Below are 18,857 nucleotides of genomic sequence, written 5' to 3'. Positions count from 1 at the left end.
GCTGCCGTCGCGTCAGGCCGGGACACCGAGGATCACGTGGCTGGCCTTGATCAGCGCCGTCGCCGCCACCCCTGCCTTGAGGCCGAGCTCCATGACCGCTTCGTTGGTCACCACGGCATACACAGTCGCTCCCCCTGGCAACTGGATGCCGACTTCGGTATTGACGGCACCCTTCTGCACGCTGCTCACCGTGCCGGACAGCTGGTTGCGGGCCGAGAACCTCACGTTCTGCGGACCGGCCAGCAGCATGACCCAAGGGGCCTTGACGTAGGCGACGGCGTCCTTGCCGACGGCCAGGCCCAGCGATTTGACGCTGCCTGCCGTCACGATTGCGACAATCCTGTCGCCTCCCGACAAGCCGATTTCGACCTCGGCATTGACCGCACCGTCGGTCAAGGCGGTGATCTTGCCGCTGAATGTGTTGCGCGCGCTGACGTTCATTCCTTTTCTCCTGAGTTGTCGGGCATTGTGGCCCGGTTTTCGCTATATACCAATACGAACAACGATTCCGGCTTGCTCTGGAACATAATGTACCGAATACCGTTCAGCGATTTAAACCATAGCGCCACCTGTTTTTCCGGGACGTTCGCATTGCGCTATAGTGTAGCGTATATAAACAAACGGACCTGATCATGGACACCATCCTGCATCGCCTGCGCGGCAAACTCGAAGTCGACTCCGAGTTCGGCACCTTTCTCGGCGATACCCGGATTCGCCTGCTCGAAGCCATAGCCCAGCATGGCTCCATCTCGCAAGCGGCAAAAGCCGTGCCGCTCTCCTACAAGGCGGCCTGGGATGCGGTCGATGCGATGAACAACCTGGCCGAACAACCGTTGGTGCTCCGCTCGACCGGCGGCAAGCATGGCGGCGGGACCCAACTCACCGACTACGGCCGCAAGATCGTCGCCCTTTACCGGGCGCTGGAAGCCGAATACCAGGCTGCCCTCGACCGCCTGACTGAAAGCATGAACGATGGCCAGGCCGGCGATTTCAAGCAGTTTCGGCAACTGCTCAAGCGCATGTCGATGAAGACCAGCGCCCGCAACCAGTTCGCCGGTCACATCGTCGGCCTGCGCGAGGGAGAGGTCGATTTCGAGGTGCGCCTCAAGCTCGACGACGACAACGAAATCGTCGCCGTCATCACCGGCGATTCGGCGGAAAGCCTGGGCCTGGCCATCGGCATGGAAATCAACGCGCTGGTCAAGTCATCGTCCGTCCTGCTGCTCAACGACCCCAGCGTGAAGACCAGCGCCCGCAACCACCTGTGGGGCGAAATCACCCGCATCCACGACGGCCCGGTGAATTCCGAAGTCACCCTGGCCATGAAGAGCGGCAAGTCGGTGTGCGCCGTGGTTACCCATGACAGTGTCGAGCGCCTTGGCCTGGCCGTCGGTGAACGAGCCTGCGCCGTGTTCAAGGCGTCGGCCGTCATCCTCTGCAAGTATTCCTGACCCTTATCCCGGAGAACGCCCCATGAAACGCCTGAGCACCCTGATCCTTTCCTTGCTGGCCATTGCCACGGCCCATGCCGACGAAGTCCAGGTCGCCGTTGCCGCCAACTTCACCGGCCCGATGCAGGTCATCTCCGTGCTCTTCGAACGCGACACGGGGCACAAGGCCAGCCTCTCGTTCGGCGCCACCGGCAAGTTCTACGCCCAGATCGCCAACGGTGCACCGTTCGAGGTACTGCTCTCGGCCGACAACGAAACACCGGCCCGCCTGGTCAAGGAAGGCCTGGGTGTAGCCGGCACGCCCTTCACCTACGCCATCGGCAAACTGGTGCTGTGGTCGGCCAACCCCAGGCTGATCGACGGCAACGGCGACATCCTGAAAAAAGGCGGCTTCAAGCATCTCGCCATCGCCAACCCGAAAACCGCGCCCTACGGCGCCGCCGCCATGCAGACGATGGGCAAGCTGGGCGTTGCCGACAGCATGAAACCGCTTCTGGTGCAGGGCGAGAACATCGCACAGACGCATCAGTTCGTTTCCACCGGCGCCGCCGAGCTGGGCTTCGTCGCCTACTCGCAGGTCATCAAGAACGGTCAGTTCGGCTCCGGCTCGGGCTGGGTGGTACCCGGCAACCTGTACGACCCGATCCTGCAGGATGCGGTGATCCTCGCCAGGGGCAAGGACAAGCCGGCCGCCACCGCGCTGCTCGCTTACCTGAAGGGTCAGAAGGCGCAGGACGTGATCAGGTCATTCGGCTACGAACTACGCTGATTGCCTCGACCGGGCAGCGAGGAAGCCCGGCCGGGTCGGCAAAGCGGCCTGCCGACATCGTGCTTGCCGATGCCTCACGGCGCACTCAAGTGCATGCCGATGTAGAGCAACAGCGTGTCGTCGATGGCATCGAGATTCATGCCGGTCATCTCGCCGATTTTCTGCAGCCGGTAGTCGAGCGTGTTGCGGTGGATATGCAGCGCCTTGGCGGTCAGTGTCGGATGCCGGTTGTTGGCGAACCAGGCACGGAGCGTCCGGATCAGCACGACCGATTTGGGATCATCGCCGGTCAGGCGGGCAAAGGGGGCAAGGAATTGTTCCTTTTTCCAGCCCAGGTCCAGGTCGACCAGGAGCACCGGCAGCGTATGCTCGTAAAAGGAAGCGTAAGGGCGCTTGACGCCGCGCTGCCGGGCAATGGCGAAGGTGGTCGCGGCGGACTGGTAGGAAGCCGAGGCGCCGGCGATTCCCGGCAAGGCGACACCGGACGTCAGCATGTAGTCGAGTTCGAGTCGCTGCTCGACAAGGGCGTTCAGCTCGCTCAGGCGAAGCAGTGCCTGGCGCGCGCATTCGGCGGGATGCTCCGAGCGCTCGAAAGGTTCCAGAATCGCCAGTTCGCACGGGGAAAGCACAGCGGTGGGCAGGTCTTCCCAGCGGTTCAGCAGTTCGCCCTGGGCGCGCTGCAGGTCGAGAAGCTGGCGGTCGGGCTCGGTGTCGTCGGCGCCAACGTGCAGCACCGTGACCGTGTGCGGCTGGCTGAGATCGATGCCTAGCCGTGCCGCCCAGGCCGCCATGCTTTCCTGCGAAACGCCGGTGCGTTTCAGCAGCTGGAAGACAAACTCCTCGCGGTAGCGCCGCTCGCGCTGCAGTTCGCCGGTCAGCAAGGCCTGTTCGATGATCATCTCGGCGGTGATGCGCAACAGTTGCCCGAACTGGCGAACCTCGTCCGGCGTGCCGGTAATGCCGACCACGCCGCAAATCTCGCCGCGCCCATAGAGCGGCAGGTTGATACCGGCCCTGGCACCGGGCAGGCTGCTCGTCGCCGCATGGTCGATTTCGACGGCAGCGCCGCGAGCCAGCACCATCTGGGCGCCGGCATGCAGGTCGCCAATTCTTTCAGGGGTACCGCTGGCGATGATGATGCCGCGTGCATCCATCACATTGACATTGAGCGGCAGTACCTGCATTGCCCGTTCGACGATTTCCTGGGCCAGTTCGGGAGCGATCATCATGCTTGTTTCTCGCAAGAAATTCTTCCCGCAAGAATAGTGCATTTGAACAATAAATAAATTAACCGATGTTTAATTTTTGTGTTTTTGCCCAATGCCCAAAAACACGCTGCCTTCTACGATGACGTTGCCTCAGGGCACCATCATCGAAAAGGAGACAAACATGACTACTGCTGGAAGCGGCGCGCTGTCCGTCGCCGGAGGGGGCGATCCGAGCACCCTGGAAAATGCCTACCGGAAGGTCACCTTCCACCTGATTCCGTTCATTTTCGTCTGTTACCTGTTCAATTATCTGGACCGGGTAAACGTCGGCTTCGCCAAGCTGCAGATGCTCGACGCGCTGAAATGGAGCGAAACGATCTACGGGCTGGGCGCCGGCATCTTCTTCATCGGCTACGTCCTCAGCGGCGTGCCGAGCAATCTGCTGCTGCACAAGCTCGGCGCACGCAAGGTGATCGGGACGCTGATGGTCGCCTGGGGCACCGCCTCGGCCTCGCTGATGTTCGTCCAGACACCGGAGCAGTTCTACACCCTGCGCTTCATCACCGGGGTATTCGAGGCCGGCTTCTTTCCGGGCATCGTCCTCTATTTCACCAGCTGGTTCCCGGCTTCCCGGCGCGGTCGCATCATGGGCCTGTTCATGTCGGCCATCCCGATTTCCGGCGTGCTGGGCAGCCCGCTGTCGGGCTGGATGATGCAATCCTTCGCCGGCCAGGGCGGCATGGCCGGCTGGCAGTGGATGTTCCTGCTCCAGGGACTGCCGACGGTGGTGCTTGGCTTCCTCGTCTATCTCCTGCTCAACGACGGAATCGACCAGGCAAAATGGCTGAGCGACGATGAGAAGGCGATGCTCCGCGCCGAACTGGAAAAGGACGAGAAGCTGCGCCGGGAAACCAGCACGGCGTCCGACACCTTCGCCAGCGTGCTGAAGAACAAGAACGTCTGGCTGCTCGGCCTGATTTACTTCTGCATCCAGATGGGCGTGTACGCCATCAACTTCTGGCTGCCCACCATCGTCAAGTCGCTCGGTTTCCAAACGCCCGCCATGGTCGGCTGGATCAGCGCCATCCCCTACCTCTGCGCGAGCATCTTCATGATCTGGATCGGCCGCTCCGGCGATGCCCGCAAGGAACGCCGCTGGCACCTCAGCGCTCCCCTGCTGATGGGATTGTTCGGCCTGATGCTGGCCACCCAGGCGGGCAGCAACACGACACTGGCCCTCGTCGGCCTCTCTTTCGCCACCATGGGCGCCCTGGCCGGCCTGCCGATGTTCTGGCCGCTGCCGACCGCCTTCCTGGGCAGCGCCGCCGCAGCCGGCGGCCTGGCGCTGATCAACTCCCTCGGCCAGATAGCCGGTTTCGTCAGCCCCTTCCTGGTCGGCTGGATCAAGGACGCCACCGGCGGCACCACAGTCGCGCTCTACGTCCTCTCCGGTGTACTCTTCCTGGGCGCCATGCTGGTGCTGCGCGTACCGGCCAAGGTGGTCAATCGCTGAACGAGCGGCGGCGCGGAGCATGCACTGCGCCGCCATCGAAACTTTCAAGGGTTTTTTGTCATGAATCACGCCACTCCTCCGCGCGATCTATTGGCCTCGATGTTCCAGGCCGCCATCGAAGCGGCCCAGCCCCATCGCTGCATTCCGGAGCATCTGCCTGAACCGCCCCGGGGACGGCTGGTCGTCATCGGTGCCGGCAAGGCCTCCGCCGCCATGGCACGGACCGTCGAACAACACTGGCCGGGCGAGCTGAGCGGCCTGGTGGTCACCCGCTACGGTTACGGCGTGCCCTGCCAGCGCATCGAGATCGTCGAAGCGGCGCATCCGGTACCCGACGCAGCCGGTCTGGCGGCGGCACAGCGCATCCTCGACCGCGTCGCCGGCCTGACTGCCGACGACACCGTCCTCTGCCTGATTTCCGGCGGCGGCTCGGCGCTGCTGGCCCTGCCGCTGGACGGCATCTCGCTGGCCGACAAGCAGGCGGTCAATCGCGCCCTGCTGGCCTCGGGCGCAACGATCAGCGAGATGAATTGCGTACGCCGCCACCTGTCGAAGGTCAAGGGCGGGCGGCTGGCCGCGGCCTGCCATCCGGCCAAGGTGGTCACCCTGCTGATTTCCGACGTACCGGGCGACAATCCGTGCGACATCGCCTCCGGACCGACCGTCGGCGACCCGACCACCTGCGCCGATGCGCTCGCCATCGTCCGCCGTTACGACATCGCCCTGCCGGATAGCGTGCGCCGGGTGCTCGAGAGCGGCGAAGGCGAGTCGGTCAAGCCGGACGATCCGCGGCTGGCGCAGGCGATCACCCGCATCGTCGCCGCGCCGCAGATGGCGCTTGCCCGGGCAGCCGAGGTGGCATCGCGGGCCGGCATTCCGGCGTATGTCCTGAGCGACAGCATCGAGGGTGAGGCGCGGGATGTCGGCAAGGTGCTCGCCGCGCTGGCCCGCCAGGTCGCCCGCCACGACCTGCCGTTCAAGACCCCGTGCGTGCTGATCTCCGGCGGCGAAACCACGGTTACCGTTCGCGGCGACGGGCGCGGCGGACGCAACGTCGAGTTCCTGCTCTCCTTGGGCATCGCCCTCGATGGCGAGCCGGGGGTTTATGCGCTGGCCGGCGACACCGATGGCGTCGACGGCCAGGAGGAGATCGCCGGCGCCTTCCTCGCTCCGGACAGCCTGGAGCGGGCATGGCGGCTAGGCTTGCGCCCCAGAGAGAGCCTCGACGCCAACGACGGCCACGGCTTTTTCGGCACCCTGGGCGACTCCGTCATCACCGGCCCGACGCTGACCAATGTGAACGATTTCCGGGCCATTCTGATCACCGGCCGGGCAGAAGCCTGAGCCATTCACCCAAGCGACAGACCATGTACAGAAAACGCAATGCCAAGATTGTGGCCACCCTGGGGCCTTCCAGTGCGGATCCGGACACCATTCGCGCGCTGTTCGAAGCCGGAGCCGACGTGTTCCGGCTGAACTTCAGCCACGGCAGCCACGACGATCACCGGCGCAACCATGAATTCATCCGCCGCATCGAGCGTGAACTGGGCCGCCCGGTCGGCATCCTGGTCGACTTGCAGGGCCCCAAGCTGCGCCTCGGCACCTTTGCCGCCGGGCCGGTGCGGCTCGAAGAAGGCGCCGCTTTCCGGCTCGATCTCGATACGGCGACGGCGGGCGACGCCGCTCGCGCACCGCTGCCGCATCCCGAAATATTCGCCGCGCTGGAGGCCGGCACCGATCTGCTCATCGACGACGGCAGGGTCCGCCTGCGCGTCGAGGCGTGCGGCCCGGACTTTGCGCAGACCAGGGTGATCGCCGGCGGCACGGTATCCGACCGCAAGGGCGTCAATGTGCCCGGCGTCGTCCTGCCGCTGTCCGCGCTGACCGCCAAGGACAAGGCCGATCTTGCCTTCGGCCTGGCGCTCGGCGTGGACTGGGTGGCGCTCTCCTTCGTCCAGCGCGCCGAGGACATCAGCGAGATCAAGGCCATCGTGCAGGATCAGGCCGGCATCGTGGCCAAGCTGGAAAAGCCGATGGCCATTCTCAGCCTCGACCCCATCGTCGAGGCAGCGGATGCGGTCATGGTCGCCCGTGGCGATCTCGGCGTCGAAATGCCCCCCGAACAGGTGCCGACGATCCAGAAACGCATCGTCCGCGCTTGCCGCAAGGCCGGCAAGCCGGTCATCGTCGCGACCCAGATGCTGGAATCGATGATTTCGGCGCCGGTACCGACACGCGCCGAAGCGTCCGACGTGGCGACCGCGATCTACGATGGGGCCGACGCGGTCATGCTGTCGGCCGAATCGGCCTCCGGGCGCTATCCGGTCGAGGCGGTACGCATGATGAGCGGCATCATCGCCCACACCGAAGCCGATCCGCACTACCGGGAAGGGCTGGACGCGACGCGCACGCCATCCCGCCCGGACGCGGCCGATGCGATCGGGGCGGCCATGCGTTGCGCCGTCAGCACGCTCCCGGTCGCCGCCTCGGTGGCCTACACCACCTCCGGGTACTCGGCCCTGCGCATGGCACGCGAGCGCCCGCAGGCGCCGATCATCGGCATGACGCCGGAACTGGCCACGGCACGCCGGCTGGCGCTGGCGTGGAGCGTCTATCCGGTGCTCTGCCCGACCGTGCTCGATGTCCGCGAAATGAGCGATCTCGCCTGCCATACGGCGCATGCCGAAGGTTTCGGCGGGCCCGGCGCGGCCATCGCCATCGTCGCCGGCCTGCCCTTCGGCACGCCGGGAACGACCAACCTGCTGCGCATTGCGCACATCAACTGAATTCTTGACGAGGCATACATGGCAAGCATCAAGCATATCCGGGGCTACGAATTGCTGGATTCCCGGGGCAATCCCACCGTCGCGGCCGAGGTCGTCCTGGCCGACGGCAACCGGGGGTTCGCAATCTCGCCTTCCGGCGCCTCCACCGGCCGCCGCGAGGCACTCGAACTGCGCGACGGCGACAAGTCCCGCTATCTGGGCAAGGGCGTCCTGCAGGCCGTCGCCAACGTCAATGGCGAAATCCGGGAAACGCTGATCGGCCGGGAAGCGGCGGATCAGGCCGCCATCGACCGGCAACTGATCGAACTCGACGGCACGCCCGACAAGTCGCGCCTGGGCGCCAACGCCATCCTCGCCGTATCGCTGGCGGTTGCCAAGGCGAACGCCGCAACGCGAGGCCTCGAACTGCATGCCGCCATGACCAGCGCCCCGCCTGTTTTGCCGGTGCCCATGATGAACATCATCAATGGCGGCGCACACGCCAACAATTCGCTCGATTTTCAGGAGTGCATGATCGTGCCCTACGGGTTCGAGCGTTTCGGCGATGCCCTACGGGCCGGGGCGACCGTTTTCCATACCCTGAAGAAGCTGCTGGACAGCCTGGGCTTCCCGACATCCGTCGGTGACGAGGGCGGCTTCGCGCCGAACGTGAAGTCCACTCGCGAGGCGCTGGACCTCATCGTCGAAGCCATTCTCATGGCCGGTTACCACCCCGGGACACAGATCGGCCTGGCGCTGGACTGCGCCGCCTCCGAGTTCTACCGGGATGGCAGGTATGCCCTGGCGGGCGAGGACCGCGCCATGTCCAGCGCCGAATTCAGCCATTACCTGGCCGATCTGGTCGGCAATTACCCCATCGTCAGCATCGAGGACGGCATGGCCGAGGATGACTGGGCCGGCTGGGGCATGCTGACCGACCGCCTGGGGCGCCGTGTCCAGCTGGTGGGCGACGACCTGTTCGTGACCAACCCCACCATCCTCCAGGAGGGGATCGACAAAGGGATTGCCAACGCCATCCTGATCAAGCTCAACCAGATCGGAACGCTCAGCGAAACCCTGTCTGCCGTGCAGATGGCCAGGACGGCGGGCTACGCCGCGGTGTTTTCGCACCGCTCCGGCGAGTCGGAAGACGTGACCATCGCCGACCTGGCCGTGGCTACCGCTTGCGGACAGATCAAGACCGGCTCCTTGTCGCGCTCCGACCGTGTCGCCAAGTACAACCGCCTGCTGTTGATCGAAAGCGCCCTGGGCGGGGCTGCCAGCTATGCAGGGCGGAGCGCGTTCGCAAGGTATCTCTGAAGGCGCGAGTCGATAGCCCCCCATGGCCCTCCGCATGCGCCCGCTCCGCCGGGCGCACCGCCGGAGGCGCCATGGCCCGAAATCCGGCCGCTACGGAAGCTATCGTGCAGGGCGCCGGTCAACGCCCGAATGACATGGCGTGGCACGTTTGTCGCAAACCTGCGGTCAAACGCCGGTCCGCTGTCGGTTTTGCAACACGGCTGACAGCCCCCGCCAGGAGGCCGCCATGCAATTCACAACCAAAGACGTCAATGGCCGCAGCGTCGCCGTCGGTGACATGGTTCTTGTCCTCGACATATCGCCCGACCCGGAACTGGAAGAAGACCGACTGGAGATGTTCATGGACCTGATCGGCGCCCGCTGCGCCATCGAGCGTATCGACGCCGACGGTACCGGCTGGGTGGCGGTGTGGTGGAACGGCGATGCGGGAACGCAACTGATCCTGGTCGGTCTGGCGCCACGCCAGATGGAGCGACTGGCCGATTGAAGAAAAGCCGGCCGCGGGCAAGCCGCCGGAAGCAGTTTCGATGACCGATTTCAAGCAAAACGGACATCAGAAAAAACATTCGCGAGATCAATCAGATACAATCTCGCCCCTTGTCGGAAACGCAACCAGGCGGCCCGACCCTCCCCGAAAGTTTCACGCATGATCATCCTCCGCAACGTCACGCTGCGCCGCGGTACCAAGACACTGCTCGACAAGGCATCAGTCACCATCAACCCCGGCGAAAAGGTCGGCCTGGTCGGCCGCAACGGCGCCGGCAAATCAACCCTGTTCGCCCTGCTCAACGGCACCCTGCACGAGGACGGCGGCGACTATTCGATTCCCGCGCAATGGCGCATGGGCCAGGTGGCGCAGGACATGCCGGAAACCGAGCAGAGCGCCACCGACTTCGTCATCGACGGTGACACCCCGCTGCTCGCCGCCCGCAACGAAGTCGCCGCAGCCGAGGCGAGCGACGACGGCATGCGCATGGCCGAAGCCTACATGGCGCTCAACGATGCCGGCGAACACGATGCCGAAGCGCGCGCCCAATCGCTGATCCTCGGCCTCGGCTTCAAGGTCAGCGAGCTGCACAACCCGGTGAACAGCTTTTCCGGCGGCTGGCGCATGCGCCTGCAGCTGGCCCGGGCGCTGATGTGCCCGTCCGACATCCTGTTGCTCGACGAACCGACCAACCACCTCGACCTCGACGCACTGGTCTGGCTCGAAGCCTGGTTGAAGCGCTACCCGGGCACGCTGGTCATGATCAGCCACGACCGCGAATTCCTCGACGCCATCACCGGCGTCACGCTGCACATCGACAACGCCAAGCTGGTGCGCTACGGCGGCAACTACAGCAAGTTCGAGGACATGCGCGCCGAGCAGATCGTGCTGCAGCAGGCCACCGCGGCCCGCCAGGCCGAGAAGATCGCCCACCTGCAGTCCTTCATCAACCGCTTCAAGGCCAAGGCCAGCAAGGCCAAGCAGGCGCAGAGCCGGGTCAAGGCGCTGGACCGCATGGAAAAGATCGCGCCGGTGCTGGCCGAGGCCGAGTTCAGCTTCGAATTCCAGGAACCGCAGAACCTGCCCAACCCGATGCTGTCGATGGTCGATACCGCCATCGGCTACCCGCCGCCCGAGGACGCCCCCGCCGGCACGCCGCCGACCGTCATCGTGCGCGGCATCAACCGCTCGGTCATGGCCGGCCAGCGCATCGGCATCCTCGGCGCCAACGGCCAGGGCAAGTCCACGCTGGTCAAGACCATCGCCAACGACCTGAAGGCGATCAGCGGCGAAGTCACCGTCGGCAAGGGCCTGAACATCGGCTACTTCGCGCAGCAGGAACTTGACGTGCTGCGCCCGCAGGACACACCGCTCGAACACATGACGCGCCTGGCCAAGGAGGCGCTGGCCGCCGGCATCCGCAACCTGCCCGGTCGCGAGCAGGAGCTGCGCAATTTCCTCGGCACCTTCAATTTCGGCGGCGACATGGTCAAGCAGGCCGTCGGCACCATGAGCGGCGGCGAAAAGGCGCGGCTGGTGCTGTGCATGCTGGTCTGGCAACGCCCCAACCTGCTGCTGATGGACGAGCCGACCAACCACCTCGACCTCGCCACCCGCGAGGCGCTGGCCGTCGCCCTCAACGAATTCGAAGGCACGGTAATGCTGGTCAGCCACGACCGCGCCCTGCTCCGCTCGGTATGCGACGAATTCTGGCTGGTCTCCAAGGGTGGCGTCGGCCCCTTCGACGGCGACCTCGAGGACTACCAGCGCTACCTGCTCGACGAAGCCAAGCGCGTCCGCGAAGAGGCCAAACTGGCGGCCTGACGGCCTCCCGCACAGCGAAGCCCATGAGCATCCAGCCCTTCACTGCCCTCGCCTGCCCCCTCGACGGTGCGCCGCTGCACCGCGAAGGCGGTACGTGGAAGTGCGCTACGGGCCACAGCTTCGACGTCGCCAGCCAAGGACACACGCATCTTCTGCCGGTGCAACACAAGCGCTCGCTCGACCCCGGCGACAGCAAGGAGATGGTCGCCGCCCGCCGCCGCTTCCTCAATGCCGGCCATTACCAGCCGATTGCCGAAGCCGTCGCCCGCGCCGCGCTGGCCGACCTGCCGGCAAACGCCGCCTGTCTCGACGCCGGCTGCGGCGAAGGCTACTACCTGCGCCAGCTGGCCGCCACCGCGAGCGGACCGGGACAGTCGCTGGCCATTCTCGGCCTCGACATCTCCAAATGGGCCGTCCTCGCCGCCGCCAAACAAGACCCGCACCCGAACTGGGTGGTCGGCACCAATGCCCGCCTGCCAGTACTCGACGGCACCCTCGACCGCGTGCTGTGCCTGTTCGGCTTCCCGGTCTACACCGAATTCGCCCGCACCCTCAAGCCGGGCGGGCGGCTGATCCAGGTCGACGCCGGCCCGGACCACCTGCGCGAACTGCGCGAGATCATCTACCCGACGCTAAAGCCGCAGCGCCCGTCCGACACCGCCGCGCCGCCGGGCTTCCGCGCGCCGCAAGTCGAAACCGTGCGCTTCACGCTGGCGCTCGACAGCCAGGAGCAGATTGCCGACCTGCTGGCGATGACCCCTCACCTCTACCGTGCCAGCCCCGAAGGCCGCGCCCGGGCGGCGGCGCTGAGCAAACTGTCGATGACGGTCGACGTGCGGATAGCCGGTTTCGACACGGCACTTCCCTCCGGATAAACCAGGCATCCGCCCATACAGAGGCATCGCCACCCAGCGTGTACGATGCGCAGCCTCCACCATGCCGACCACCTTCGCCATCCCGCCCGCCGAAATCGAATTCACCGCCATCCGCGCGCAGGGGGCCGGCGGGCAGAACGTCAACAAGGTGTCGAATGCCGTTCACCTGCGTTTCGACATTCCGGGCTCATCGCTGCCGCCGGAAATCAAGGCGCGTCTATTGAAGTCGGGCGACCAGCGGATCACCAAGGACGGCGTGGCGATCATCAAGGCGCAGGAATTCCGCAGCCTGGAAAAGAACCGGACCGAGGCGCTGCGCCGACTGGAACAGCTGGTGAATAGCGTGGCCGTATTACCGCGCAAACGTCGGCCGACCAAGCCGACAAACGGTTCGATCAAGCGGCGGCTGGCGGAGAAGGGGCGACGCGCCGAGATCAAGGCGGGGCGCCGATCAACGAGCACTGACTGAGGATGCTCCATCCCGCCCTCACAACCCGCTCGCAAACGACGGGTTCAGGGTCAGCTCGCAGTGCCGCAACACAGCGTAACCCACCTCCTCGGCGGCGAGCTGGCACACACGGTATTAAAACTATTCCTCCAGACTCTCTGCCGCAAGGGCCAAGCGCAGAGCGGCCTCGACCGCAGTATCGCCCTCGAGCAAGCGCTCCAGGCGCTTCCGATCGCCAGCGGCACAACTGGCCAGCAAACCGAGAGCCCGGGTAATCAAGGCCGATATCCTGGCATCGTCGTAGCCTGCCGGAAACCACGACGCCGCTTGCACCACCCGTAGCACGCGCGTGGCGTATGACACCGAGAGTGCCAGCTCCTCGGGCAGGACGGCCGCCTCCCCCACCGCTCCGCCGGTCTCGGCTACAACGTAGTCCGCCCGCAATGCCTCGGCTCGCAAGATCGCCCCCCTCTCCAAGGGAGGTTCTCCCTCACCGCTCAGCCACCAGCTTTCAGGAATGCCGGTCACTTGGACCAGCTTGTCCAGATTGGCCTTCTGCGGCCGGATCTTGCACGTCAAAAAGCTCTGGATCGTCGCCTTCGGAAAATGCCTGGCATGCACCCAGGCAAATGGATGCTCGCCAACAACCAGGCGAAAGCGGTCACCGAATTTCATTTTCATACAGCGTTATTTAAAAAGTATGCAATAATTCATATGTCAACCCAACGCGAAGCCATGAAAAATCACGAAATCCGCACAACAAGCGGAACGCCACCCAAGAAATTCTCAAGTGTCGTAATTTTTCAATACAAAACGTGTACATGACAACGTTCAAAAACCCAAAAAAACCAGCCCTTCCGGACTGGCACAAAGCTGACATCAAGGCAGCCGTCGAGAAGGCTGGCTACACCCTGCGCGAACTGGCACGTCGACATGCAGTCAGCCGAACCTACTTCGCCGAGGCGCTACACCGCCCTTTACCCAAAGCGCAGGCCATTCTTGCCGAAGTCATCGGCGTTTCCCCGCAAACTATCTGGCCGAGTCGCTACGACAGCGACGGCACACCCCGTCGCGGGCTCTACGACCACAGCAAACAAAACGGGAAAGACTATCTCGAGCGAATGGTACGTAAAGACCCCAAGTTGAGTAAAGAAATTTAACGAATATCGGGCAGCCATGAGCGAAAGTTCCATACGCGACACCCCCTTCCTGCTGCCGCCCCCCTTCCTTCATACGGATAGCCGTCGACTCGCCGTTCTGATCGACCGCCTGTACCGTCATCGAAACCAGCCCGTCAACACGGAGGCGATGACCGACATCCTGGACGAACTAACCGCTCACGCGTTCGAAACCCTGGTACACGAGGAGTTGATGCTTGCATCCATGGGCATGGCCTTGAGTGCAAATCACACCAAGGAACATGTGCGCTTTCAGGAATTCATCGCCAACCACTGCTTGCAAGCATCCCTCGGTATCAATGTGCCGCAGGAGTTGCTGGATTTTCTGCTCGACTGGTGGCACCAGCATGTGCTGGGTACCGATCTGAACGAGATACCGGCCCACGCCGCTCGCCGTGATGCTCGCCGATAGCAGGAGTGCAGCCCCTTTATCGGCGCCCCGCCAACCCTGCGAAACGATGAATCAGCGCACCTCGGCCCGGTTTCGGCCGGCCGCCTTGGCCTTGTAGAGCAGTTCGTCGGCCTGGCGGAACAGCGTCCTGATTTCGCCGTCAGCCGGTTCGAGGCAGGCACCGCCGACCGAGATGGTTACCACGCCGAAATCGCCGTTCGTCTCGTGCGGCAGGCGCAGTGCCTGGACCGCCTCGACCAGGCTTGCCGCCAGGCCGGCATGGACCCCGGCCGGAACATCGGGGATGACCACGGCAAACTCTTCGCCGCCGTAACGGGCGACAAAGGCGCCGAATGCCGTCCGGTCTTCATGGGCTTGCCGCACGCAGCAGTCGATACAGGAGGCAACGGCACGCAGGCAATGGTCGCCCGCCAGATGGCCGTAGTGATCGTTGTATTTCTTGAAATGGTCGACATCGACCATCAGCAGGCTGAACGGCCGATCGCCACGGGTTGCCAGCTCCCACAGCGTGTCGACCTGCAAATCCATGGCGCGGCGATTGAGCAGGCCGGTCAGGCCGTCGCGGTTGGCCTGGTCCTGCAACTTCGAATTGGCCAGCGACAGCCTCGTACGCAGCCCGGCAATCCGCGACATCGCTTTCATCTTGGCCTGCAGCACGGCTTCCGACACGGTCTTCGAAATAAAATCATCGCCACCGGCCTCGATGGCGGTGACCAGATTGCTGTCGGTATCGGTGGCGGTGACGAAGATGATCGGCGTCCACGCCCACGGCTCGTGGCCTTCCAGGGTACGAATACGGGTGGTTGCCTCGAAGCCGTTCATGCCCGGCATCTCGATGTCCATCAGGATCAGGTCGAACACCTCGACCTGAAACAGTTCGATCGCCGACTGCCCGTCGAAGGCGTGGCATACCTCGTGACCGAAGGATTCCAGGCGAGCGCGCGTCACCATGGCAACGGCGCGCGAATCGTCGACCAGCAATATCTTCATTATCTTGCGGAACCCTGTCATGACAAAAAGCACTCACACAAAGGATACGCTCACGAGGGCACGAAAAATAGTCCAAAAGTAATAGTTGGACGAAGTTTTGCATGAAGCGTGAAATATTCACTGCTTCGCGGGTCGGGCCTGCGGATCACCGGGAAACAGAGGCCTGAGCGAGAAGCGCCGTCGGCGGGTGCAAGGCGCAAAAAAACGGGGGCCGAAGCCCCCTGAAGGATGGTGGAGAACCCAACGCAGTAGGGCTCCCCGCCCGCAGAGACACCCGTTCGGGTGCAGGAAAAAAGATCAGTCGCCGCCGCGCAGGTTCTGCACCTGGAACAGTCCCGGCGGATTCTTCTTTGGATCGACCTGGCCCTTGAACTGGCCGGTGGTGCAGTGCTTCGACTGCAGGTCGACCATCGAGAAGGCATCGTCAATACCGATACCGGCCCCCTTGTTGACCGGCAGGTGGGAGTCGGCGTGCGACTTGCCGACCATGAACACCTTCCACAGCTCGCCCTTGCGGTCGTAGATTTCGTTGGCGCCGTTCAGGTTGCCCAGCTGGACATCCATGTAGAAGACGCGCTTGCTGACCGGGTGATTGGTGTTGACCGGAGCGGCTTCGAGCACATAGACCTTGCGCAGCTGCCAGGTGCCTTCATGGAAGCACTTGCCCTGGCCGGCGAAATCGACGTATTTGTAGCCGTCGGCCTCGGCCGGCATGTCGGATGCCAGCTTCAGTTCGTTGTGGTTCCACATCGGCAACAGCACGTTCCTGGTGCCCTTGTAGGTCCACTTCATGTCGGAAACACGGCCGTTATAGCCTTCGAAGTCTTCGATCATCAGGTCGGAGCCGAGGAAGGAATCGGTCACCTGCCCTTGTGCCAGGCGGCGGACGCGACGCTGGAAGCCAAGATAGAGATAGGCATCGTCGAGCTTGGCGTCATCCTCGAAACGCTGGATCAGCAACTGGGTGTTCTTCAGATCCTGCGGCTCGTGGGCCTTAACGTAGATGGCGCGGAAGATGCCCGACGGGTTCGGGGTGATTTCCGGAACCGGCGCATCCTTGGTGCGGTGCATGAAGTTCAGGAAGTGGAAGTCGTACTTGATGGTCTTTTCCACCTGCCCGGTCTGCATGTTCTTGTACTTCCAGAAGAACGGCGAAATGATCGCACCATCACCCCAGTTCACGCCGTATTTGTAGTTCCAGGCCAGCTTTTCGCCGGCGCGCGGATCCTTGACGTCCGGTTCCTCCGGGAAGGGACGGCCGGCGACGTAGCCGGTCAGGTTGTCACCCGCCTTGGCGCCCAGCTTGGTCTTGCCCAGGTTGGCCTTGGTGGCGTCGATATAGGCCTTCGAGATGGTGAACTGGGTGGTTGCCCCCACTTTCATTTCGAACAGGCCTTCCTTGATCAGCTTGTAGACGCCGGCGCCGAGCACGTCCTTGAACTGGTCGGCATTGGCCTTGTTGATCACGGTGCCCGCGGTCAGGCCCGGGAAGCTGGGCAGGCCGGCCTTGTACGGGTTAAAGGAATTTTCGACATCGGCTTCGGTGGAAGCCTGGGCAATACCCATCGCGCCGGCCGCAAGCAGCGGCACCATGGCGATCAAATGCTTTTTCATACTATGTCTCCTCTGTTGGATCAGAATTTGTAGTTAACACGCAGGAAAATGTCGTTTTCCTTGAACGCGGCACCGATCGGGCCGGCGCGGAAGCGACCGAGAGGTTCCATGCCGCCAAAGCCGCGCGAATAGCTGGCATTCGGATTGGGATCGCCATTCGGCGCAGTGAAGGGGGCAAACGGATTACAGGCGCGGCAGTCGTCGAACTTCCAGTGATCGCGTCCGTCGGCGATCTTGTAGTTGGCACCGATGGTGATCTTCAAGTCGTTGGTGTAGTTCCATTCCACCTGCGGCGCAACGGCTGAGGCCTGGGCACGGAAGTCATGCGCGAAGATGATCTGCGGGCTGACCGTTCCATTTCTCAGGAAGCCCTTGATCAACAAGGTGCCGATAAAATTGTTTTCCCAGTCCGGCATACCGACCGGGCCGAATTTCTCCTGCTTCCACTCGTGATTGAAGATGTGCTGGTAGAACAATTGGGCCGAGATAAGCGTCGCCGAGGTTTCGCTGATGAACGGGATGAAAGTTGGGCGGTCCACCCCGACCACGGCGCGGAAAACATCGTTCTTGGAATACAGCTCCTCGCGCATGGTGTTGGCAAATTCCTCACCCTGCGTATAAGCCGCTTCCATGCGCACAGCGGCACCAACAGCCGGAAGCTGGAAGTCCATCGAGCCACCGACCAGATTGACCCGCGGGAAGTGCATGTCGAAGGAGATCAGGTAGGGCCAGGCGTTCTGGTATTGGCCGGTGAAGGAGTTCGTTGCGCGCTTGCCGCCATGCAGAGACGGCAGTTGCGAACGATAGGTCAGTGCATTCAGCGAGAAGGACAGGCCATTCATGGTCACGCCTTCGTACTTGGCGCCCAACTGGGTATTGGACAGGCTCCACTCCGGCAGATGCACATCCTTCAAGCCAATCTGGCCGGGACCGAAGTTGGTGGCGAGCAAGGTACCCGGTGCGATGTTCGCGAAATTGGCAACCGTCCCGCCGTTGTCCCACAGATTGGCCATGCCGCGGAAGAAGCAACCGGCATCGAGAATCACGTTCGGTGTGCCGCACTGGCCCAGGTTGTTCGGACGGAACTTGTCGAAGTTCCAGACCAGCTGGAAGTTGCGGTCCTGCATCCAGTCGCTGGCACCCATTCGGTACTCGGCCTGGGCGATCCACATCGGGATACGGATATCCGACAGTTCGTCGTAGATGTTGTTGCGGGAGAAGTCGACCGGGTTGATCACGTCAAGGACACGGAACAGGTCGGTACGCCCCCAGACGACCTGCTGCTTACCGATCTTGACGAACAGTTCCTTGCCGTCACCAAGACTGAATGACTTCTTGGCATACAGTTCGCGGATGAAATCGAGACGGTCGTTGAACTCGGGCATTTCGAGTTCGGACAAGGTCTTGTTGCCGTAGCCCCCGAAGTCGCGACAACCACGGCTGTCAACGTCGCAGGGACGAACGGGTACGGCAAATCCGACGCCGCCATCAGTGCCGTGCCAACGATCACCCAGTACGCGCAAACCCTGGTTCGGATTGTTGGGATAGGTGGCCGGGAATTGCAGGATGCCCCCCAGCGGATTGTTGAATGGTGGCGCCGGCGGTGCTCCGACACCCCAAGGAACGGTGACCTGGCTGCCGTTGACGGTCGACTGGGAGGTAATCGCCCCGCCGGCATCGTTGCCGTACTCCTTGCTGTTCATGCGATACACGCCGTCCCAGCTGCCGCGCAGGATGCCGTGGATGCCCCAGCCGTTGCCGGCGCGCTTGTCGAACTCGGCCTGCATGGTGTTGCGGAACTTGGCCAGACCGGTGTGCTCGCGTTTGACCGTGTGGTTTTCGTAGGTCAGGTCGACCTGCCAGGGCGAGGAATCTTCGCCCAGAGATGGAAGTTCGCTGCCCCACGCCTGCGTTGCGAAAGAGGCAGTCAGCGCCGCCGCCAGCAACGACAGGCGCCTTCCCGTTTTCAAGGATGTCTCCATGGATTTATACCCCCAATGGTT

At 63.4% G+C, this 18,857-nt stretch carries 18 protein-coding genes; 12 read left to right on the top strand and 6 right to left on the bottom strand.

Annotated elements, in window-relative coordinates; translation table 11 throughout:
* Positions 1-12: 12 nt before the first annotated feature.
* The gene (locus F1002_RS03595; protein ID WP_150427646.1) at positions 13-441 is read right to left on the bottom strand and encodes a molybdopterin-binding protein; all 429 of its coding nucleotides are present in this window, start codon (positions 439-441) and stop codon (positions 13-15) included.
* Positions 442-632: 191 nt separating this feature from the next.
* Between F1002_RS03595 and F1002_RS03590 the strand changes: the two genes are divergently transcribed.
* Positions 633-1,451, top strand: a complete 819-nt coding sequence (locus tag F1002_RS03590) for a TOBE domain-containing protein (protein WP_150427645.1) — start codon at positions 633-635, stop codon at positions 1,449-1,451.
* 22 nt (positions 1,452-1,473) lie between these two features.
* Complete coding sequence (modA, locus tag F1002_RS03585) at positions 1,474-2,220, top strand: molybdate ABC transporter substrate-binding protein (protein ID WP_150427644.1); 747 nt, start codon at positions 1,474-1,476, stop codon at positions 2,218-2,220.
* A 74-nt stretch (positions 2,221-2,294) separates the two neighbouring features.
* Here the strand turns inward: modA and F1002_RS03580 are convergent, their stop codons facing one another.
* On the bottom strand, positions 2,295-3,449 hold the full coding sequence (locus tag F1002_RS03580; RefSeq protein ID WP_223879437.1) for a sugar diacid recognition domain-containing protein: 1,155 nt from the start codon (positions 3,447-3,449) through the stop codon (positions 2,295-2,297).
* A gap of 160 nt (positions 3,450-3,609) precedes the next feature.
* Here F1002_RS03580 and F1002_RS03575 point away from each other — a divergent pair, with 160 nt between their 5' ends.
* The 8 genes from F1002_RS03575 (at position 3,610) to arfB (ending at position 12,681) form a co-directional block, all read left to right on the top strand.
* Positions 3,610-4,941 (top strand): MFS transporter, encoded by a 1,332-nt coding sequence (locus F1002_RS03575; RefSeq protein ID WP_150427643.1) that lies wholly within the window; start codon positions 3,610-3,612, stop codon positions 4,939-4,941.
* 60 nt (positions 4,942-5,001) lie between these two features.
* Positions 5,002-6,285 (top strand): glycerate kinase, encoded by a 1,284-nt coding sequence (locus F1002_RS03570; protein WP_150427642.1) that lies wholly within the window; start codon positions 5,002-5,004, stop codon positions 6,283-6,285.
* Positions 6,286-6,308: 23 nt separating this feature from the next.
* Positions 6,309-7,727: a pyruvate kinase gene (gene pyk / locus F1002_RS03565; protein WP_150427641.1), complete on the top strand. Its 1,419-nt coding sequence runs from the start codon at positions 6,309-6,311 to the stop codon at positions 7,725-7,727.
* Positions 7,728-7,745: 18 nt separating this feature from the next.
* On the top strand, positions 7,746-9,026 hold the full coding sequence (eno, locus tag F1002_RS03560; protein WP_150427640.1) for a phosphopyruvate hydratase: 1,281 nt from the start codon (positions 7,746-7,748) through the stop codon (positions 9,024-9,026).
* Positions 9,027-9,252: 226 nt separating this feature from the next.
* The gene (locus F1002_RS03555) at positions 9,253-9,513 is read left to right on the top strand and encodes a hypothetical protein (protein WP_150427639.1); all 261 of its coding nucleotides are present in this window, start codon (positions 9,253-9,255) and stop codon (positions 9,511-9,513) included.
* A gap of 159 nt (positions 9,514-9,672) precedes the next feature.
* Entirely contained in the window at positions 9,673-11,337 is a 1,665-nt protein-coding gene (locus tag F1002_RS03550) for an ABC-F family ATP-binding cassette domain-containing protein (RefSeq protein ID WP_150427638.1), read from the top strand.
* A 23-nt stretch (positions 11,338-11,360) separates the two neighbouring features.
* Positions 11,361-12,212 carry a putative RNA methyltransferase gene (locus F1002_RS03545; protein ID WP_150427637.1) on the top strand — a complete coding sequence of 284 codons (852 nt, stop codon included), beginning with the start codon at positions 11,361-11,363 and terminating at the stop codon, positions 12,210-12,212.
* Between the two features lie 61 nt (positions 12,213-12,273).
* Positions 12,274-12,681, top strand: a complete 408-nt coding sequence (arfB, locus tag F1002_RS03540; RefSeq protein ID WP_150427636.1) for an alternative ribosome rescue aminoacyl-tRNA hydrolase ArfB — start codon at positions 12,274-12,276, stop codon at positions 12,679-12,681.
* Between the two features lie 120 nt (positions 12,682-12,801).
* Here the strand turns inward: arfB and F1002_RS03535 are convergent, their stop codons facing one another.
* Entirely contained in the window at positions 12,802-13,341 is a 540-nt protein-coding gene (locus F1002_RS03535) for a hypothetical protein (protein ID WP_150427635.1), read from the bottom strand.
* A 140-nt stretch (positions 13,342-13,481) separates the two neighbouring features.
* Between F1002_RS03535 and F1002_RS03530 the strand changes: the two genes are divergently transcribed.
* On the top strand, positions 13,482-13,820 hold the full coding sequence (locus F1002_RS03530) for a helix-turn-helix transcriptional regulator (RefSeq protein ID WP_150427634.1): 339 nt from the start codon (positions 13,482-13,484) through the stop codon (positions 13,818-13,820).
* 16 nt (positions 13,821-13,836) lie between these two features.
* Positions 13,837-14,250, top strand: coding sequence for a hemerythrin family protein (locus tag F1002_RS03525; RefSeq protein WP_150427633.1), 414 nt, complete (start codon positions 13,837-13,839; stop codon positions 14,248-14,250).
* A 51-nt stretch (positions 14,251-14,301) separates the two neighbouring features.
* On the opposite strand, the gene F1002_RS03520 is transcribed toward F1002_RS03525, so the two are convergent.
* From F1002_RS03520 to F1002_RS03510, 3 genes are all read right to left on the bottom strand, one after another.
* Positions 14,302-15,240 carry a diguanylate cyclase gene (locus F1002_RS03520; protein WP_150427632.1) on the bottom strand — a complete coding sequence of 313 codons (939 nt, stop codon included), beginning with the start codon at positions 15,238-15,240 and terminating at the stop codon, positions 14,302-14,304.
* Between the two features lie 297 nt (positions 15,241-15,537).
* Positions 15,538-16,854 (bottom strand): DUF1329 domain-containing protein, encoded by a 1,317-nt coding sequence (locus tag F1002_RS03515; protein WP_150427631.1) that lies wholly within the window; start codon positions 16,852-16,854, stop codon positions 15,538-15,540.
* Positions 16,855-16,874: 20 nt separating this feature from the next.
* Positions 16,875-18,824 (bottom strand): DUF1302 family protein, encoded by a 1,950-nt coding sequence (locus F1002_RS03510; RefSeq protein ID WP_370452093.1) that lies wholly within the window; start codon positions 18,822-18,824, stop codon positions 16,875-16,877.
* Positions 18,825-18,857: the final 33 nt, after the last annotated feature.

The organism is Dechloromonas sp. CZR5, from assembly GCF_008711155.1.
GTDB lineage: Bacteria > Pseudomonadota > Gammaproteobacteria > Burkholderiales > Rhodocyclaceae > Azonexus.
The sequence above is the reverse complement of the archived record's forward strand: the minus strand, read 5'-3'. Positions and strand labels throughout refer to the sequence as shown.

Coding starts and splice junctions, on each gene's coding strand:
- F1002_RS03570 (WP_150427642.1), top strand. CDS start 5,002: ATGAATCACGCCACTCCTCCGCGCGATCTATTGGCCTCGATGTTCCAG.
- arfB (WP_150427636.1), top strand. CDS start 12,274: ATGCCGACCACCTTCGCCATCCCGCCCGCCGAAATCGAATTCACCGCC.
- F1002_RS03595 (WP_150427646.1), bottom strand. CDS start 441: ATGAACGTCAGCGCGCGCAACACATTCAGCGGCAAGATCACCGCCTTG.
- F1002_RS03590 (WP_150427645.1), top strand. CDS start 633: ATGGACACCATCCTGCATCGCCTGCGCGGCAAACTCGAAGTCGACTCC.
- F1002_RS03525 (WP_150427633.1), top strand. CDS start 13,837: ATGAGCGAAAGTTCCATACGCGACACCCCCTTCCTGCTGCCGCCCCCC.
- F1002_RS03545 (WP_150427637.1), top strand. CDS start 11,361: ATGAGCATCCAGCCCTTCACTGCCCTCGCCTGCCCCCTCGACGGTGCG.
- eno (WP_150427640.1), top strand. CDS start 7,746: ATGGCAAGCATCAAGCATATCCGGGGCTACGAATTGCTGGATTCCCGG.
- F1002_RS03535 (WP_150427635.1), bottom strand. CDS start 13,341: ATGAAAATGAAATTCGGTGACCGCTTTCGCCTGGTTGTTGGCGAGCAT.
- F1002_RS03555 (WP_150427639.1), top strand. CDS start 9,253: ATGCAATTCACAACCAAAGACGTCAATGGCCGCAGCGTCGCCGTCGGT.
- F1002_RS03580 (WP_223879437.1), bottom strand. CDS start 3,449: ATGATGATCGCTCCCGAACTGGCCCAGGAAATCGTCGAACGGGCAATG.
- F1002_RS03575 (WP_150427643.1), top strand. CDS start 3,610: ATGACTACTGCTGGAAGCGGCGCGCTGTCCGTCGCCGGAGGGGGCGAT.
- F1002_RS03550 (WP_150427638.1), top strand. CDS start 9,673: ATGATCATCCTCCGCAACGTCACGCTGCGCCGCGGTACCAAGACACTG.
- F1002_RS03530 (WP_150427634.1), top strand. CDS start 13,482: ATGACAACGTTCAAAAACCCAAAAAAACCAGCCCTTCCGGACTGGCAC.
- F1002_RS03515 (WP_150427631.1), bottom strand. CDS start 16,854: ATGAAAAAGCATTTGATCGCCATGGTGCCGCTGCTTGCGGCCGGCGCG.
- modA (WP_150427644.1), top strand. CDS start 1,474: ATGAAACGCCTGAGCACCCTGATCCTTTCCTTGCTGGCCATTGCCACG.
- F1002_RS03520 (WP_150427632.1), bottom strand. CDS start 15,240: ATGAAGATATTGCTGGTCGACGATTCGCGCGCCGTTGCCATGGTGACG.
- pyk (WP_150427641.1), top strand. CDS start 6,309: ATGTACAGAAAACGCAATGCCAAGATTGTGGCCACCCTGGGGCCTTCC.